The organism is Piscirickettsia litoralis (assembly GCF_001720395.1).
In the GTDB taxonomy this organism is placed as follows: Bacteria; Pseudomonadota; Gammaproteobacteria; order Piscirickettsiales; family Piscirickettsiaceae; genus Piscirickettsia; species Piscirickettsia litoralis.
The window spans coordinates 11470-27938 of record NZ_MDTU01000003.1; the positions used below are offsets into that span (position 1 = coordinate 11470).

The window sequence follows — 16469 nt, forward strand, 5'->3', positions numbered from 1 at the left end:
GCTTTAGATAATACCTCTTACGACAGAACAATGCCATAAACAAATGACGTATTATGGAAATTTGCTTGTATAAAATATACTTGGAATTTTAGGTCGCAATGTCACAATAGACTTCAAGTCTTATATCATGCGGCCTCAGAGGGGTATGAACACTTACAATAGAAAAGTATTAAGCGGTTATGTATAAAGTAGTCATATCATTATATGATCAAATTTGACCTGGGTCAAAGTTATCGTTATCTTTAAGTATATAAATTAATATAAGGCTAGATCAAATGAGAATAGTGTCAGCTACAGAAGCAAAAACTCTGTTTGGAAGAACCTCCTCGACAGCACTAAGTGAGCCAGTTATTATTGAAAAGCACAATAGGCCAGAGCTAGTCCTTATGTCTTACAATGAATTCATTTCTCTAAAGAGAATGGCTACGTTGTCTACTGTTGACACGTGTCAACAGTCTATAGCAGGAGATCAGTATGCCAAATAAAACTTTAAAAATTATATCTACAGCCAACCAAAAAGGTGGCGTAGGTAAAACAAATTTGAATTTTAACATAGGCTGCATGTTAGCTGAAAAAGGCAAAAGGGTTTTATTTATAGATAATGATGCTCAAGGCAACCTAACCGAATCATTGCTTGGCACTAAAGAGGATTTAACAGCAAATACAGTTGACCTATATCTAAATAACAATGTTGAGCCAACGTCGATTAGAAAAAACATAGATTTAATAGGAACGAACTCAAATCTTGCAGAAATACAGACATCAGATTTCGAGATAGTGTTTGCATTAGATCACGCGATCGAACCTTATAAAAAAAAATATGATTACATCTTTATTGACTGCGGCCCCGCGCTTGGACATTCATTGTTAGCGGCATTAATGGCATCAACACACTTATTAATACCTATTGAAATGGATGGATATAGTGCTTCGGGCATGGAAGAATTACTTCAGAATGTAAATGTAATAACAAGCAAACCAAGGTATAACCCTAGTTTAAAGATTGCTGGCATTCTAATAAATAAAAAGCCCTCCCCACAAACAAAGCTATCTAAACAAATGGAATCAATGATGCGAGAACTGTATGGTGATTTGGTGTTTAAACAAACAATATCTACATCCACTTCTATGAAAGAGTGTGCCATGCCAGGAATAGGACTACCAATAACTCAATATGTTGCAAAACACAAGAAAAACGATAAAGCAGCGAATAAAGTAGTAAGAGAAATGAATTGTGCTCTAAAAGAACTAAATAAACGATTAGGAATCGACAATAAAAAAGTTATACGTGCGAAAAGAACAGTGAAATCTCGCGCTAAAGGAGCTGCAGCATGAGTATATCTGATTTCACGAAAGGAGTCCGGAAAAATATAACACCAAAAACACAAAGCAGAGAAGTAAGAGATAACGAGTATGTTAAAATAAACCCAAATTTATGTAAAAACTGGAAATATGCAGATAGGCAAACATTTGAATTAGGTGAAATTGAAGCTCTTGCAAATGATATTAAAGAGAACGGGCAACATCAACCCATAGTAATTAGGCCAATCAAACATAAAAAGTATGCATATGAAGTAATCGCTGGCGAGAGGCGATGGAGAGCATGTAAACAACAAAAAATTGATGTCACAGCAATTTGTAGAGATTTATCTGATTTGGCAGCCTTTAAAGTACAGGCAGCAGAAAATGATAAACACAGTTTGTCAGATTACTCTAAAGCCATGCACTACCATAAAGTAATTAAGGATGGCGTCATTAGTCAAAATAAGCTAGCTGAATCTCTTGGGGTACATAAATCGACGTTAAGTCACCTCATGGCTTTTACGAAAGTTGATAGTGAAGTTTGGAATGAAGTGGGTGATATGTCAAAGGTATCGGGTAGAACGGCTGGTGCTATAAGGGCATTATGTTCCCGAGGTCAAGATTACTTAGACGCTGTTTTAATGTTAACTGATAAAATCAGAGATGGTATAGGTGCTAATGTACTGCAAAAATATGTCGAGGACTTAGTTAATCCCCCAAAAAAAGAGCCTAAAAAAATGGTGATAACATCAAAATCAGGCAAAGAGCTATTTACTATTTCTAAAAACAATCAGATTGTTATAAGCTCTAAAACTTTAAAAAATAGTGACGTGTCTAATGTTAAAAAGCAGCTTAAGCTACTCTTAGAAAAGATCGTTGACTAAAACGTGTTTACACGTGTAAACACCAACCTCTAGCGCGGACTAATCACTGTTACAAAGTTAGAGTCATGCAGTAATTCGGTCTTTCAGCCCAGATACCCTTCTAAAAGTTAAAGGTAGCATATCTTCAAAGAGCAATTTTTGAAGGTATGTTATGTTTTACTCACTAAAGAAAAGCTGTGGAATAACGCTATTAAGTTCATTCTGTTTGCTTACTTTTCTAAGTTTGCAAAGCTCTAAGGCTGAAAATAGCTTTTACTCCCAACAAGAACAAGGTTGGTTTTGGTATAAGTCAGAACCAAAAGAAGTTAAGCCAAAAAGGAAACAACATCCAAAGACAGTAAACAATACCAGCCTTAAGCAACCAACCCCAACAATAAAAACCAAATCAAGCTCCGAAGCGCCTCTCTCTAGCGCATGGCTGCGTAAAAATCTACCGAAGTACCTCGACGCAGCTCAAGATAATCCAACACTAGACAATGTAAAAACTTATTTTTATCTACAACGAATTGCGATGGATAAGGCAAACCGTTTTTCAGATATGGCTCAACTCGCAGTCGTAGGAAACCCGAACCTTGATGAGCTTAGTCGCCGCCCAACGGCCACTTTTGCTTCACAAGAAATCGATAAAGAAACTAAGAAGCGGCGAGAGCATATTTTAAACTTATTGAAGAAGCAAGTTGGTATTTTTTTCTTTTTCCGCTCAACCTGCCCTTATTGTGAAGCTGAATCAAAAATCATTAAGGTGATGCAGAACGAAGGCTTCAAGGTTATTCCTATATCGACAGATGGCAAACCTTTTCCAAACGGCTCATTCCCTAACTATAAAATTGATACTGGACAATCGAAAAATCTAGGCATTCAGCAAGTTCCAGCTTTATTTCTTGTTTCAGGCAAAGGAGAAGTTGCGCCACTTGGTCAAGGCTTAATGAGTTATGACCAAATCACGCAGAGAATGCTTATTTCAGCACGACAGAAGAACTGGATTAGCCAATCAGAGTTTGACTTAACGCGCCCTCTCCTACATATGAGCAACAATTTAGCAAACAAGCTTCAAGGACAAAGTGTGGGACTGAAAAAAGATGAATCAAAATCGAGCTTCATTCCTCCTGAAGAGTTATTGCACTACATCGAAAATCACCTGAAAGAAAGAGGTTAAACCATGTTTAGACGAACAAAAATCATATTGCTGATACTCGCCTGCAATATCCCACTGCTTAGTCATGGCGAGGGATTGCAAGATCAACTCAACAGTGTTTTTAATGGCATGTCAAATGTCAATCAGCCCGGTGCTTATGAAAGTGAAAGGCGCGGTGTAATTTTTGGTGGTCAGATAGAAGCTAAAACTAAAATTATGAACGCAGACCTAGTTTCTATGCTGCCTCCCTCGTTTAAAGGTGGTTGTGGAGGTGTCGATCTTTTTGGTGGCTCCCTTTCATATATCAATAAAGACCAACTTGTTCAGCTATTGAGAACTGTCGCGGCCAATGCAAAAGGCTATGCGTTTCAACTGGCACTCCAAAACGTTTGTCCATCATGCTCAACGTGGATAGAGAATTTTCAGAAAAAAATACAAGCCCTCAATCAGTATTTTGGTAATTCATGCCAACTTGCACAAGGCATCATGAATGATACTGCGGATGCAATGGGCATGAAACAACATAACAATGCTTCCCTTTCTAGCATGTTAGATGGTTTCAATAAGGACTTTTTTGACTCAAATACAAATGAACCAAAAGAGGTCATTAAGCAGAAAAAGCCTGACGAATATAAGAACATGATTGGCAATATTGTGTGGAAGCAACTAAAAGCAAACCATGTTGCAGGTTGGTTTGGTAAAAATAAAGACGACACATTACTTGAAACAATAATGTCGGTTACAGGTACAGTTATTATCGGTGATTTAAAAGATGGAGAAAAAGGTAAAGGAAAAACAAATCCAATTACAACCCTACCCGGCAATAAAGTAACTCTAGCAGACATGATTGATGGTAGTGGCTCCAAAAAGCTAACGATCTACTCTTGTGATTCTGATAAAGACGAATGCTTAAATGCAGGGACTAAAAGTGGTGGTTTGAAAGAAATTAAAATAAACAGCCTGCGTCATGAAATTATCAAAATGTTAGCAGGCGTGAATAATAATGACGGCATCATTTTCAAGCTTCATAACGAGATTAAACTTACTCAAATAGAAATGAATTTCATGTCCAACCTGCCTTCAGGGATTGGTGCCTTTATTCGTAATTTATCAATCCAAGCCCCTGATGCTGCCAATGTGTTTGCCATCGAGTCCGCTTCATCTATTGCGCTCGAACTTACTTATAGTTTGATGAGAGATTTACTGAAGGCTGGGCAAACAGCTTTAGCAAATAGCAAAAGTGAATACCTGAAAAAAGCACAGGAGGTTTTAGATCAGTCTTCTAAAAATCTTGAAAATGAATATCTAAATCTTAGTCGTCAATATGGTTCTCTAGTCACTCTCATCAAGGACTACAACCAAATCATTATTAACATTCAAAAAGTAAATTATCACCTTAGTGATTTAAAAAGTAGAGGATAAAAATATGGCTATAGAATTTACTGTTTACTCCATTGGCAATGTAAATTTTCTTGCAGAGGTAATGGGAGCGGTGAAAATGCTCACAGGTAATGGTGAGTTTAAAAAAATCATGATGATTGGGTTTCTACTATCTGCCTTATTCACCGGCATACAAGCGATTGCTAATGGAGGGAAGTTTGACTTTCCACAGCTTGTTTTAGGATGGGTTCTTTACTCTTGCGCCTTTTGGCCAACAGCAACAGTTCATATAGAAAGTACCTACAACGGTGCCGCAAGATCAGTTGATAACATGCCTGTAGGTATTGCTGCTCCTGCATCAATTATCTCATCCATCGGTTACAAAATAACAGAGCTTTTTGAAACCGCTTATTCACGGCCTACGAGCATCACTCAAAATACTTTCGCCGCACCACTTAGTATTTTAGTTGACGTTAGGCGCATGATGACCAGCCCACAAATTATTATGGCAATGAACACAGCTATCAGTAGCAAAGGAGGCTCTGATATAGAACGTTCTTGGAAAAACTATATTAGTGAATGTACTTTAAATAAAGTCGATCTGGGACAAGATACACTTCAACACATGTACTCTGAAACAGCTCTACAAGCTGCACACTATGACTCTTATAATTTAGGTACACGCTTATATCTTGACCCTAATGGCAAGCCTCAAGATGTTACTTGTGAGCAAGCCTATAAAATGCTTACGTCAGGTAATGCAAGTATCACCCGGTTAATGAATGATACGAATGTTAAAGGGGCACTCGCTTCAGTTGTCCATGACCCTAATGCATTTAACACATTAGATGAGGCTTTAAATACGATGACTTCAGGTGCTCAAAGTGCACAACAGTTCATGCTTGATTCTTTCATTGATTTAATGTGGGGGCCTGCCGCAATAAAACGCTACCAAGATTTTCAAGGCTTTAATCAAGCAGAAATGCTTCACCAATCACTCATGCAACGAGATACACAGTGGGCGGCGCAAAGCAACTTATTTGTATCTGCGATGCAACCACTGATGACTTTCTTTGAGGGATTAAGTTATGCAATCACACCCTTTGTCGCCTTTATGCTTGTTTTCGGTATGGCCGGATTACAATTTGCAAAACGGTACGTCCAAACTCTGATTTGGATACAGCTATGGATGCCTATTATGTCCATCATCAATTTATTCTTAGTGATGGTGTCTTCAGGAGAAATGTCATCTATACCCGTACTAACCTCTATGAGTGGTTTATCTTCTATGGATAGCATTTTATCTCACTGGATTTCAGTCGGCGGACTATTAATCAGTGCAACCCCTGCAATTAGTTTGAGTCTGGTTTATGGTGGCTCCGTTGCCGCAACTAACTTATCAGGAAAAATATCGGCTGGTGACACTATCAATGAAAAAATAATGACCCCTGATCTAATGCAGCCTCAAGCGGCAAATATTCCAGATGTTGCTTATCATCAAAATAGATATTCAGGCCCAAGCCTCTCAGGAGCACCGACAGCTTCGCTTGATATGAGTAAATCTTTTGGTGAGTCGGTTTCAAGGGCACAAACTCAATCAGCACAAGCAACAGAATCTTTTGGGCAGCAACTTAGCCGAGGTTTTCAGTCTGCATATCAGCATAATAATGCTAGTGCGTTTTCTGAGAGAGTTGGAAAAACAATCAGTGGTTCTCATTCTCACAGTGCTGGAGTCGCAAACTCAATAACAGACAGCGTAATGAAACAATTCAGTATAAACAAAAGCCATCGAAATGAAGTTGCTGGCGCTGTTGCTCTTGATTTATCTGGAAGCGCTGGAGCAAATCTTTTTAAAGCAATTGGTGCTAAAGCCTCCATTCACGGAAGTGGCTCAAAAAGTTCAACAGACACTGCCAACCAGATGGCCCAGTTTGTAAATGCAAAAGGGAAAGACCTTGGTTTTTCACAAAAAGACTCTGCTGAGCTTTTACAAAACATTGCTCATGGTACAGTACAGGATAAAAGTGACAGCTTCAGTAAATCGATGGGTTCGTCAGAGGCAAAATCTCTTCAAAGGTCAGCCCAAAAGGTTAATTCAAAAACTGATGCTCTTTCAAGAGCAAAAACTCAACAGAGTCAGTATGGTTCTTCATTTAAGGTCGATTTAGATCAAGCTGCTGGGTGGGTGCAGTCGCAAGGTAAGCAATATGAACTTGGTGAGTCTTATAGAGCACTAGTTGGTTCAGGTGATGTTCAAGAAGACGATAAAAGAAATGCTATGGCGACCTTTGCTCCTTACTATACAAGTCAAAGCCAACTACAAAATATGGCAGAAATGAGAGCAATGTCATATTCGCCTAAAGGTAGAGAAGCCCTTCAAAATATTCTTTTTGGTGGAAGTAAAAGTCTAGAGGTTGATACATCAAAACCACAACAAGAATTAAAGGGTATTAAGCCAAGCAAAGACTTAAGTGAAGCTGAAAACATAAAGGGTAATGTTGAGGATAATCTTAATAAGCCGATCAATGGTGATGCAGTTAAAGAACAATATGGGAAGTGGGAGAGTGGCGTTGAAAATTCATGGAAAAGTCAGCGAGCGGAGGCAGCAAAAGAGCGCCTCAAAGAAAATGCTCCGCAGCTATTAAGGAAGTCTTATGAGACACCCTCATTAGCTTCACGCCTGCTTTCTTCTGATGATAAAACCAGGGCAGGCCATAATTCCATTGCTAATAAACATAATGCTGAAAGAGATGCGTTGTTTGCAGGATTTCATGGGAATAAACAAGCCTTTGACAAGTTGATGACTGATGCTCAATCACCTGAAAAGCGCACAGCAATGATGGAACAAATAAAGAACGATGATCAGGCATTTACCGAAAAGTATGGAGTAATTGGCAGCATAGGAAAGGGAGTTGAAAATGCTGGCCGCACTATTGCTGGCGCAGCATTAAGTGGTTACGACTATGCCGAGAAATTTATCACAGGCCACCATTCTGATCTGGGTAAGGCGACACAAGGAATGTCTTGGCAAGAAAAAGGAGCATTTTTAACTGCCGCCGCTACCACCGTCAATAAGGCAGGAGGAGAAGCAGTACAACAATTTTGGAGTCAAAATGAAGGTGAGTATAAAGGAACAATTGCTCAAATGGCCCAAAATGAATATGGGTTAACAAAAGATCAGTCTACTATTTTTGCTGAGAATTATAGCTCAAATCCTAATCAAGCTAACATTAATACAGCAATGAATAATATGAAAAAGGATTATGACAACAAGGATTTCTTGCCTAATAACACAGCCGAGTCGTTAAAAAAAGTCATTTCTGATAGCAGTAAAATGGGAGATCAAGCTGGGGCTTGGCTCGCTGGTGTATCAACTTTTAATAGTGATTATAATGACACGAAAGAGCATTAAACGATGAGCACTTGGTGGGTATTAAAACCCACCATCATTTCTAGAAAGCTTGTTGTCATACATCATATCATATTTACCTGTTCCAATATCATAGCCATCATCTGTATACAAACCTGAAGAAGTACGTTCAGAATCGTAAGAAAAAACATCGTTATTACTTAATCTTGTTTGATATAGCTCTGTAGGCATGTTGTGACTTTCGTCTAAGTTACTTTTTTCCGAGATATTAGCTCTAGTGCTAGCACATTGATTATTTCTACCACCATACATAAATATCACATACACGAGCGTACTAAAAAAACCAACCTTCAACCCAAACAGCCCAACTAAAACGCCGAACACACAAAACAAGAACTGCCACTTTAACCACCACTTGTTGCGAAATACAAATTTCTTGGGCGCTTTTTTCATTGTCGACCTCCTTGTAAGTCAAAATTTCTTTCTGGCTCTATAATACCGCATTCCGCCCCAAATACACTCCATTAATTTTGTAGGTCTTGAACATCGGGGTATTTTTCGATAAAGTCAGTATCGGACAAGCAAAATCAACCGAGTCGGTTTGTCCAATCAACTGCAAACTCACTGTGAAAGAGCCAACAACGGTGGCTCTTTTTTTCTTTTTGCTGGTCTAATGTGATGATCATTAAATGGGCTGCCAGTAAAATATGATTGATTCCAAAGACTTTGATGAAATGCTCGCATGGGTGCAAAGCCCAGATAGGAGCACTAATCTTGTGGTTTGTCGCTACAAATTCTTTAGTTTGAAGCGTAGTTTGCCTAACATTGATGCTGAAATTGCAGTTACAATCAAAAACGCTGAAAACGATTCACACGCCTACTTCTCAGAAGACTCGTTTACTCAGTCATTCACTGACAATGAAGCTATTGTTGATAATCTGCATATAATATTGAAGAGACTCAGGAATCGTAGCAACGACTACTATGTTTCTGGCAATATGGAAATCGAAACTTTGCTTAAAAGGATTAAAAGTAAAATTAACCTATGACCAAAGTCAGTTATTTTTTACCACCTTTAGTTTTGGCTTTTTTGCAGGCTTTTCTCTAATATCTGTCGAAATTTTTCTACCCTTCTCTGTGTAATCTATTTTTAGTGATATGTCTGCTCTATTTCTTAATTTCTTAATATCAGACCACTTACCTCGGGCAATTATGTAAGGGTTAGGTTTGTAGACTCCGCGACCAGCAGATAGCAAAATCTGTTTCTTCTTCAGTGTCGCAATATAGTTATTTAAGGTTTGAACACGTTTAATGCCTAAAGTTTTAACAATTTGCTCTTTCCTTGGTGTAGTTAAGTGAATCTCATTTGTTTCAAAATCAATCAACTTAATTAACTCAAATAAAACATCACTTAAACCTTTAGGCATGCCAAACAAGAAAGCTAAATCATCAAAGTAAAGCTTTACGTAACTTGGTTCACCGGAGTTTACAGTATGCGATACTTCTGTACGTTGCACTAAAACGCCATCCTCAAAGTGCTCCTGAATATCTGATTTTATTGTCTTATTTGACATAAATCCTCTCTAATCAATGATCTTATATACTCTAAATCAGAGTATAACTAAATTAAGACTGTAAGCAAGTTATACTCTAATTTAGAGTATAAGTAGTCCATGACTCATGTATTACTTATACTTGATATGAGTATGTTTAATACATGAGTCATGGACTTCCTGAACTTTTAAATACCTCTTGAACAAAGCATCAATATTAGCTTTGAGGCACTTATCCACAAGGTGCATTTCCATATAGTATTATATAGGAGGCTCACCACCACGTTGCCTCCTCTCTCGCTGGCTCGATTCACCTCCACGCTCGTGCGTTGCGGCGAGTACGCCGGTCGCACCCTTTCTGAGAGCAAACTATACTTTTTAGTAGGTATGGCAAAGTTATCAGGAGATACGAATATATGAAATATAGCCACGCATGGACACAACTTGAATTTGCCATTCGGTGTGCCGTTTACGGAGTGGGGAGTCGCAAAGAGCGCCTAATGGAAGCCTATCAAAACCATTTATCTGCGATCATTCCAAAATACGATTTACCACTCGAAATGCGCCATAGTTTTGAAAGCTTCTTGCAAGCCTTTGCCACAGAGTCAGGCGAAATTATTATCGAGAACTTTAGCATTGACGATATTACTAAAATCAATAATCGTATTGTCTGCTTTCAAAAAGAGCTTCAAAAATTTCTTATAAAAAATGCTGAAAAAATACCGACATTATCAAAAAGCGTGGAAGCTGAAGAAGCCTAACTTCGCTATATGGTTAACCAAGTGCTACAATGACTTTATATCATTGTTTTAAGAGAATATTTTAATGAAAACAACACTCAACCTTGGCGAGCTGGCGGCACCTAAAAATGGCTTTTGTTTGAAAATTGATGGGTTAGGGGAGCTAAAGGTCACTGCAAGCGGCATCGGCCTTAAGAAAAAAGGCGCTAGTAAGGAGCAAAAAGTCACTTGGAAAAAACTTGCTGATTTACTGGATGATAAGCCAGCACCTAAAGCAGCAACCAAGAAAGCAAGTGCAGCCAAAAAGCCAGCAGCGAAGAAGAGTGCGGCTAAAAAGGCGACTAAAACGACCACGAAGAAACCTGCTGCAAAGAAAGCCACACCTAAAAAAGCAGCCGCTAAAGCAGCTACGAAGAAAACTGTCACGAAAAAATCCCCAGTGAAGAAAGCGACACCTAAAAAGGCCGCAGCTAAGAAAATTATCGCTAAAAAGGTAGTTAAGGCTAAAACGGCGGCGAAGAAGCCAGCAAAAAAGGCCACAAAGAAAAAATAGCCCGCACATGCTAGACCAGACAAAAAACTTAACACGGGCAGAGCGTAGAAAGCGAGAAGCCATGCTACGCTCTAAGCAGGTCTTACGCTGGCATGTCATCGCTGATTATGAGGTGGGTGAGGAGGTCACTGAGGTTGAGTTCATTATTAAAGCTGCGCCCAAAGATGCGATAACACTGGCGACTGCAAAGGTCGCTGAGCTGGTTCAAAGTGATTATGGTGCGGATAGGGTAGGGCCGGATAAGCTGAATGTGAAGCGATTTGTACCTTTATCACCTTGAATATACTATAAATTTAAAGAGCTTAATTTTTGGATTGAGGCCAAAGAAAGTATGTTAGCTTACAACCAATTTGATCACTATTATCAATAGCGCTCAATATCAATGCTACAAGGAAGTTGATATATGAAGGATTCTTATGAAAAATCACATAACCTTTATAAATATCTTGATGTTGAAGGGGCACGTAAAACGCTAATTGGTCAATCATTTTTATATAGTGTTCCAGAAGAGTTTAATGACCCTTTTGACTGTGATCTAAAAATTCCGATGACGGGTGAGGCAAATGACTTAAAGATATTTAGCAATCAAATTTCTAAATGGTTGTCAGGTCAATCATCCCCATTCAATAATCCATCCGATAGTGAAATGAAGACACACATTTGTAATGAATGGCAAAGACTGAGAAACCTAAACAGAAAAGAAAGATTAAAGGAGTTAAGCAGTAATAAAAAAACTGTTGAAGCTAAATGGATTAATTATTTAAAAAAGATGATTAGTTCACAATTAGAGCATTATCAGACTATGTCCAAGAGGGGAAGAGTTCTCTGCTTGTCATCCTGTAATGACAATATACTTATGTGGTCACACTACGCTGATCACCATAAAGGAATAGTAATAGAAGTTCAACCTACTTCTAAAGTTCCTAATCTTATATCATTAGCTCAAAGAGTCAGTTATGAAAATGAGTTTCCTAAGCCACTTTCGTACAAAAAATTTGCTGAAAGTTGGCTCACTTGGGATGAGAAAGTAATAGCCAAGAGCAGTGAGAATCTCTACAAGAGCTTTGTATTAACAAAGTCAAATGATTGGGGGTATGAGAACGAGTGGCGAATTATACATTCTTTACGCGAAGAAGACGATAGTAGGTGTGGCGCGGTTCTTATTCCATTTAAGTCAGAAGTTATTAAATCTGTATATTTTGGGTGTCGAACAAGCGATCTTGACAAGAAGAGTATAAAATTAATACTGAATCAAATGCACCCTCACGTAAAAATGTATGAAATGCAAAAAAGTGAAAGTAATTTTTCTCTTATACCAAAAATTGTTAACTGTACTGTTGCTGCGGTTGCTTGAATCATATATGGAATAAATTTTATAGAGAATTATTTTATGCCTGAAATATTACCAAGCAAAAGCGAAGTTAAAAAATACCTTAAAATATGGGATGAGGATGAAAAGTATGTTAACCAAGATAAAAGCTTGAAAAAATTATTTGGTCAAATTTACAGAAAGAATGACAAGCTCGAAAATGTTCTGATAAAGGTATCTGCGCTTAATGATTTTTATAGTACTAATATTTATGGCACTCACTCTATGGCAAAGCATATTGTGAGTTTAAATATTGATCAGCGTTTATTAAATCATGACCATACACTTGTAGATGAAATTGCTTCAGTCCCTTATGGGAATAAATACTTGTACTCTTTTGCTACTAAGTACTGCTGTCATCATGAGTCTAACCAATACCCTATTTATGATAGTTTTGTAGATAAAGTGCTCACACATCTTAAGAAAAAAGATAAATTTTGCAAATTTAGAAGAAGAGACTTAAAAGAATATCCAAAATTTATAGAAATATTAAAACAGTTTAAGGCTTATTATGGCTTAGAAGGCGTTAGCTTTAGGGAGCTGGATAGATATTTGTGGCTTACGGGCAAAAAGAATTTTAAATAAGTATCACACAAATAAGCTGTATGTTGGGCTGCTTACCTACATATCATTGCAACAGAATTTCTGTGCGTTCATAGGCCATTATACGAAATATTTCCTGGTTTAATTTTCCGGCAATATACGACAACCCAATCTAAAAAGTTAGTTAAATAACATGATTTGATATGAAGCCGTACCCTTGGGCGATTCAAAGGTGACGTTTCACAAATCAGTTCCACGCAGCGCTCATGCGACTTTAGCTTCTCTCAAAAAAAGATTTTACTTTAAAGGCCCCTTCTTGGGGTCTTTTCTACTGTTTAGAAGTATCTATTCTAACAAATCAAAATAATACGATAAATTAGATATTTATCTCGATATAGCGTATAATTAAATCAATAAAATATTTAAAATGTAAGCCAATAATGGTGGGAAACGGGAAGGATTTTAAAAAATGCCAGCACTCAATCGTGAACTCTGGACAAAGAAGCTAGAGAAAATCAGTCAAGAGAAACTGTTTGACTGCATTCTCTCGCATGCAGAAGAAGACAAACACTTTAAAAAGAAACTCGATTTACTCTTAGTCAGTCTCGACCCCAAGAAACTGGCGAAAAAATTAAAAACAGAAGTCACTGCACTCAAGCGTGCTAAAAAGTTTTTGGGTTGGCGCGAAGCTTCACAACTCTCACTACAAATAGACTCCTTGCTAGAAACTATTGAGAAAGACTTATTAGAAGCCGCCCCTCAAGAAGCGGCTGATTTACTACAAGCCTTAATCGAGACTGATCGTTATACCTTTGAGCGAGCTGACGATTCAAATGGTGATATTGGTGGCAGCTATCGAGAAATGGTTGAGCTTTGGGGCAAAGCCTGGGCTTGTGTTGAAAAAGTAGACCCAATCAAACTAGCTGAAACTGTGCTCACGGTTTATTTAAATAATAGTTATGGTGTGCGTGATGAAGTGATCAGCAGCTTTAAGCATGCACTTGTGCCCGAAGCGGTCAATCATCTAGAACTGCTTGTAAAAAAATTATTAAAGAGCAAAGGCAACTCTGACGATTCTTTTGCACTTAACAGCGCACTAGAAGATATCGCGGATTTACGTGATGATGTCGATGGATACATTGATCTAATTCGTCAAGGAAGCTCCGAGCTTCAGCCAAATGATATTATAGAAATTTCCTACCGACTGATCAAAGCATGGCGCTCTAAAGAAGCGATTGACTATCTTATAGGTTATAAAAACTGTGTTGACCCTATGCACTTCTATCAAGATGAGATTAATAAACTACTAACTGAGGCGTATGAGTTAGAAGGTTTAACCAAAGAAGCTCAAGCAGTACGCTGGCAAAATTTTGAACGCTTAGTTAATGCCAGCAGCTTTCAAAAGTATATTAAACATTGTTCAGCCACTGAAGTTATCGATGCAAAGAAAAAAGCTATAGAGTATGCGAAAGCGCAATCACTTAAACTGACTTTTAGCTTTCTAATGGAAATGGGAGAGGTTGCTCTTGTTGCAACCTGGGTGCGAGAGAACATCAATGACCTTGAGAATGTGCACTACTCTTCTTTACGCACACTCTCAAATCAATTAGCTCAGCAAGGTTATCCACTGGAAGGAGTCATTTGCCGCCGTACTCTTGTTGATGGTGTTCTCGTAAAAGTGCAATCCAAGTATTACAAGTATGCAGTCAATGATTTAAAACAGGCCATGAAATTTGCAGAAGATATTCAAGAGTGGGGAAACATCCCCTCACAAGCAGATTATCATGCAAAATTAAAAGAAGCGCATAAGCGTAAAGTGTCACTTTGGCAATTAGTTCAAGAGGCTGGCTTAAAAATATAATGCAGTTCAAACTCAATTTGCTCGATGAAAAAAAGGAGCCAGCATTTATGAATAGAGAATGGATAAGCTTAGAGAGTGAAGAGCGAACCACTTATCTGCAATGCTACAGCCTTCGTGATGCTCAGCTCGATATTGTGCAAATGCAGCAAATTGGCGATTCAAACACCATACTATCAACCGATGATCATTTGCACCCAAAAGCCAATTATTATGAGTTGCAGTTTGAGTTGGGAACACCTTGCGGTTATGTCGTAGCAAGCTTGGTATTTGACCACTATGATCTAAACCTAAGTCAGAAAAGTTTAGAGAGCTTTGTTCGTTTATTTAGAGTGCTAAATGAACTTCGCCTATTATCCAGTGAGCGTCTCTACCTTATAGAGCAGCAAGTTTTACATTTTATCGCTCCACTTAATCTAGTGGCCCAAGAAGAAAGCCCCTTTGACTTAAAACCTGTTTGGCCAGAGAGCATATTACTAACTTTAAAGAACCAAAAGGCCAGTTCACTGAAAACCAAGCAGCTTTATTTAGTGGAAGTGAACATTAATCAATATGGCCCAAAGTTTGAGCTAATCATTAACCAAAAATATCATTGCAACTATAACTTAGAAACCCAGCTTACCGAGTTTAAAACCTTCATTCAGCAACTCTACCGTTGTGATTTGCCCAGTGATTTAATTCAAAGTATGCAAGGCGCTCTTGATGCCTTTTATGAAGAGGTGGAAGTATGATCTCTATGGAAAAAAAGCAACATGGTAATGTGCGTCTTGATGATGCAACTTTACAGCAAGCCTGTTTTGCCATTCATCAACGCGGTGAGCGTGTCACCAACCAGCGAGTCAAAGATGAGCTGGGCGGTAAAGGCTCCGCTCGTCGCATTGGTGAAATAGTGCGTTGGTTTAATAGCAAAGGCATCCACCAAGTCAATCGCAGCCAGCAGGTAGAGCATGTTCTTACTCAAAATGATCAACCGAAAGTCATCGCTTCTTCTGGTGCTATTACTCAAATTGTTGCAGGCTTAGAATCAGCACTCACAGACCGCGAGCAACAGCTTGAAGGCGAATTTTCCGAGCGCCAGCAAGCATTGGAAGAAGAATATCAACAGCGTTTTGTTGAACTCGAAAAACAACAAGGGCAAGTGCAGTCAGAACGTGAGTTAATGAAAAATGAAATTGAGCATTTACGCCAAATGGACGCAGGTAAAAGTCGCGCCATTGAGGAGTATGTGAATCAGCTTAGAGTCTTAGAGCAAAAACGCACTCAGGCTGAAGCGCAGATGCACGCTTTGATAGAAAAACAAAATCAAAAAGAAGCCGATACAATTCAACTTGAAAATGATCTGGCAATGGAAAAACAGCGCCAGAGTCAATTAATGACCACCATTAGCGCCGCTTTAGATGAAAAATATGTCGATAAAATTGTATTGTTGGAATCGAATATTAAGCTTTTAGAAAAGCGGTTGGAAGATGCCAATGACTCCTATGAATCCGATACTGCCATGTGGATGAATAAATATGATGCTGCACGGACTGAGCGAGATACCCTCAAAGAAAAGCATGGTGTGCTGCGCGAAAAATACTTCAAGCTTGAAGATGAAATGCGATCAAATCGCAGCGCACTGACTGAACAGAGTTTAGATAACAAAGCCCTAAAACAAAACCAAGTGAAACAAGGCAAATTGTTGCAAGCACTAACAAGTAAAGATCAAAAACTCAAACAACTTATTAAAGCAAATAAGTTATTGCTGCGTAAAGTTAATCAATTAGCTACGAAATAACAGGG

At 38.3% G+C, this 16469-nt stretch carries 17 protein-coding genes; 15 read left to right on the forward strand and 2 right to left on the reverse strand.

Translation table 11 applies throughout. From position 1 onward, the window contains the following. Positions 1 to 275: 275 nt before the first annotated feature. From BGC07_RS24050 to BGC07_RS16375, 6 genes are all read left to right on the forward strand, one after another. Positions 276 to 485, forward strand: coding sequence for a type II toxin-antitoxin system Phd/YefM family antitoxin (locus BGC07_RS24050; protein WP_069314138.1), 210 nt, complete (start codon positions 276 to 278; stop codon positions 483 to 485). Continuing rightward, positions 475 to 1335, forward strand: a complete 861-nt coding sequence (locus tag BGC07_RS16355; RefSeq protein WP_069314139.1) for a ParA family protein — start codon at positions 475 to 477, stop codon at positions 1333 to 1335. The genes BGC07_RS24050 and BGC07_RS16355 overlap by 11 nt, the downstream gene beginning before the upstream one ends. Further along, on the forward strand, positions 1332 to 2186 hold the full coding sequence (locus BGC07_RS16360) for a ParB/RepB/Spo0J family partition protein (RefSeq protein ID WP_069314140.1): 855 nt from the start codon (positions 1332 to 1334) through the stop codon (positions 2184 to 2186). The genes BGC07_RS16355 and BGC07_RS16360 overlap by 4 nt, the downstream gene beginning before the upstream one ends. Positions 2187 to 2337: 151 nt before the next feature. Next, the gene (gene traF / locus BGC07_RS16365; protein WP_069314141.1) at positions 2338 to 3342 is read left to right on the forward strand and encodes a conjugal transfer protein TraF; all 1005 of its coding nucleotides are present in this window, start codon (positions 2338 to 2340) and stop codon (positions 3340 to 3342) included. Positions 3343 to 3345: 3 nt separating this feature from the next. Beyond that, on the forward strand, positions 3346 to 4743 hold the full coding sequence (locus tag BGC07_RS16370) for a conjugal transfer protein TraH (protein ID WP_069314142.1): 1398 nt from the start codon (positions 3346 to 3348) through the stop codon (positions 4741 to 4743). Between the two features lie 4 nt (positions 4744 to 4747). Beyond that, on the forward strand, positions 4748 to 8113 hold the full coding sequence (locus tag BGC07_RS16375; protein WP_069314143.1) for a conjugal transfer protein TraG N-terminal domain-containing protein: 3366 nt from the start codon (positions 4748 to 4750) through the stop codon (positions 8111 to 8113). Between the two features lie 21 nt (positions 8114 to 8134). Here the strand turns inward: BGC07_RS16375 and BGC07_RS16380 are convergent, their stop codons facing one another. After that, positions 8135 to 8524 carry a hypothetical protein gene (locus BGC07_RS16380; RefSeq protein WP_069314144.1) on the reverse strand — a complete coding sequence of 130 codons (390 nt, stop codon included), beginning with the start codon at positions 8522 to 8524 and terminating at the stop codon, positions 8135 to 8137. Positions 8525 to 8778: 254 nt separating this feature from the next. Between BGC07_RS16380 and BGC07_RS16385 the strand changes: the two genes are divergently transcribed. Then, a complete protein-coding gene (locus tag BGC07_RS16385) occupies positions 8779 to 9120 on the forward strand; it encodes a hypothetical protein (RefSeq protein ID WP_069314145.1) in 342 nt (113 codons plus the stop codon). A 6-nt stretch (positions 9121 to 9126) separates the two neighbouring features. Here the strand turns inward: BGC07_RS16385 and BGC07_RS16390 are convergent, their stop codons facing one another. Further along, positions 9127 to 9645: a hypothetical protein gene (locus BGC07_RS16390; RefSeq protein WP_069314146.1), complete on the reverse strand. Its 519-nt coding sequence runs from the start codon at positions 9643 to 9645 to the stop codon at positions 9127 to 9129. Positions 9646 to 10040: 395 nt separating this feature from the next. Here BGC07_RS16390 and BGC07_RS16395 point away from each other — a divergent pair, with 395 nt between their 5' ends. From BGC07_RS16395 to BGC07_RS16430, 8 genes are all read left to right on the forward strand, one after another. After that, positions 10041 to 10385, forward strand: coding sequence for a hypothetical protein (locus BGC07_RS16395; protein ID WP_069314147.1), 345 nt, complete (start codon positions 10041 to 10043; stop codon positions 10383 to 10385). A gap of 64 nt (positions 10386 to 10449) precedes the next feature. Continuing rightward, positions 10450 to 10917, forward strand: coding sequence for a hypothetical protein (locus BGC07_RS21285; protein ID WP_069314148.1), 468 nt, complete (start codon positions 10450 to 10452; stop codon positions 10915 to 10917). Positions 10918 to 10924: 7 nt separating this feature from the next. After that, the gene (locus tag BGC07_RS16405; RefSeq protein WP_069314149.1) at positions 10925 to 11197 is read left to right on the forward strand and encodes a hypothetical protein; all 273 of its coding nucleotides are present in this window, start codon (positions 10925 to 10927) and stop codon (positions 11195 to 11197) included. 123 nt (positions 11198 to 11320) lie between these two features. After that, the gene (locus BGC07_RS16410; RefSeq protein WP_069314150.1) at positions 11321 to 12271 is read left to right on the forward strand and encodes a DUF2971 domain-containing protein; all 951 of its coding nucleotides are present in this window, start codon (positions 11321 to 11323) and stop codon (positions 12269 to 12271) included. Between the two features lie 36 nt (positions 12272 to 12307). Next, complete coding sequence (locus BGC07_RS16415) at positions 12308 to 12871, forward strand: hypothetical protein (RefSeq protein ID WP_069314151.1); 564 nt, start codon at positions 12308 to 12310, stop codon at positions 12869 to 12871. A gap of 427 nt (positions 12872 to 13298) precedes the next feature. Next, positions 13299 to 14690 carry a DUF6880 family protein gene (locus BGC07_RS16420; protein ID WP_069314152.1) on the forward strand — a complete coding sequence of 464 codons (1392 nt, stop codon included), beginning with the start codon at positions 13299 to 13301 and terminating at the stop codon, positions 14688 to 14690. Between the two features lie 47 nt (positions 14691 to 14737). After that, positions 14738 to 15418 (forward strand): hypothetical protein, encoded by a 681-nt coding sequence (locus tag BGC07_RS16425; RefSeq protein WP_139121810.1) that lies wholly within the window; start codon positions 14738 to 14740, stop codon positions 15416 to 15418. Next, positions 15415 to 16464, forward strand: a complete 1050-nt coding sequence (locus BGC07_RS16430; RefSeq protein ID WP_069314154.1) for a coiled-coil domain-containing protein — start codon at positions 15415 to 15417, stop codon at positions 16462 to 16464. The genes BGC07_RS16425 and BGC07_RS16430 overlap by 4 nt, the downstream gene beginning before the upstream one ends. The last annotated feature ends 5 nt before the right edge of the window (positions 16465 to 16469 follow it).

Excerpts from the sequence above, each read along its gene's own strand:
- BGC07_RS24050 (WP_069314138.1), top strand. The coding sequence starts at position 276 with ATGAGAATAGTGTCAGCTACAGAAGCAAAAACTCTGTTTGGAAGAACC.
- BGC07_RS16355 (WP_069314139.1), top strand. The coding sequence starts at position 475 with ATGCCAAATAAAACTTTAAAAATTATATCTACAGCCAACCAAAAAGGT.
- BGC07_RS16360 (WP_069314140.1), top strand. The coding sequence starts at position 1,332 with ATGAGTATATCTGATTTCACGAAAGGAGTCCGGAAAAATATAACACCA.
- traF (WP_069314141.1), top strand. The coding sequence starts at position 2,338 with ATGTTTTACTCACTAAAGAAAAGCTGTGGAATAACGCTATTAAGTTCA.
- BGC07_RS16370 (WP_069314142.1), top strand. The coding sequence starts at position 3,346 with ATGTTTAGACGAACAAAAATCATATTGCTGATACTCGCCTGCAATATC.
- BGC07_RS16375 (WP_069314143.1), top strand. The coding sequence starts at position 4,748 with ATGGCTATAGAATTTACTGTTTACTCCATTGGCAATGTAAATTTTCTT.
- BGC07_RS16380 (WP_069314144.1), bottom strand. The coding sequence starts at position 8,524 with ATGAAAAAAGCGCCCAAGAAATTTGTATTTCGCAACAAGTGGTGGTTA.
- BGC07_RS16385 (WP_069314145.1), top strand. The coding sequence starts at position 8,779 with ATGATTGATTCCAAAGACTTTGATGAAATGCTCGCATGGGTGCAAAGC.
- BGC07_RS16390 (WP_069314146.1), bottom strand. The coding sequence starts at position 9,645 with ATGTCAAATAAGACAATAAAATCAGATATTCAGGAGCACTTTGAGGAT.
- BGC07_RS16395 (WP_069314147.1), top strand. The coding sequence starts at position 10,041 with ATGAAATATAGCCACGCATGGACACAACTTGAATTTGCCATTCGGTGT.
- BGC07_RS21285 (WP_069314148.1), top strand. The coding sequence starts at position 10,450 with ATGAAAACAACACTCAACCTTGGCGAGCTGGCGGCACCTAAAAATGGC.
- BGC07_RS16405 (WP_069314149.1), top strand. The coding sequence starts at position 10,925 with ATGCTAGACCAGACAAAAAACTTAACACGGGCAGAGCGTAGAAAGCGA.
- BGC07_RS16410 (WP_069314150.1), top strand. The coding sequence starts at position 11,321 with ATGAAGGATTCTTATGAAAAATCACATAACCTTTATAAATATCTTGAT.
- BGC07_RS16415 (WP_069314151.1), top strand. The coding sequence starts at position 12,308 with ATGCCTGAAATATTACCAAGCAAAAGCGAAGTTAAAAAATACCTTAAA.
- BGC07_RS16420 (WP_069314152.1), top strand. The coding sequence starts at position 13,299 with ATGCCAGCACTCAATCGTGAACTCTGGACAAAGAAGCTAGAGAAAATC.
- BGC07_RS16425 (WP_139121810.1), top strand. The coding sequence starts at position 14,738 with ATGAATAGAGAATGGATAAGCTTAGAGAGTGAAGAGCGAACCACTTAT.
- BGC07_RS16430 (WP_069314154.1), top strand. The coding sequence starts at position 15,415 with ATGATCTCTATGGAAAAAAAGCAACATGGTAATGTGCGTCTTGATGAT.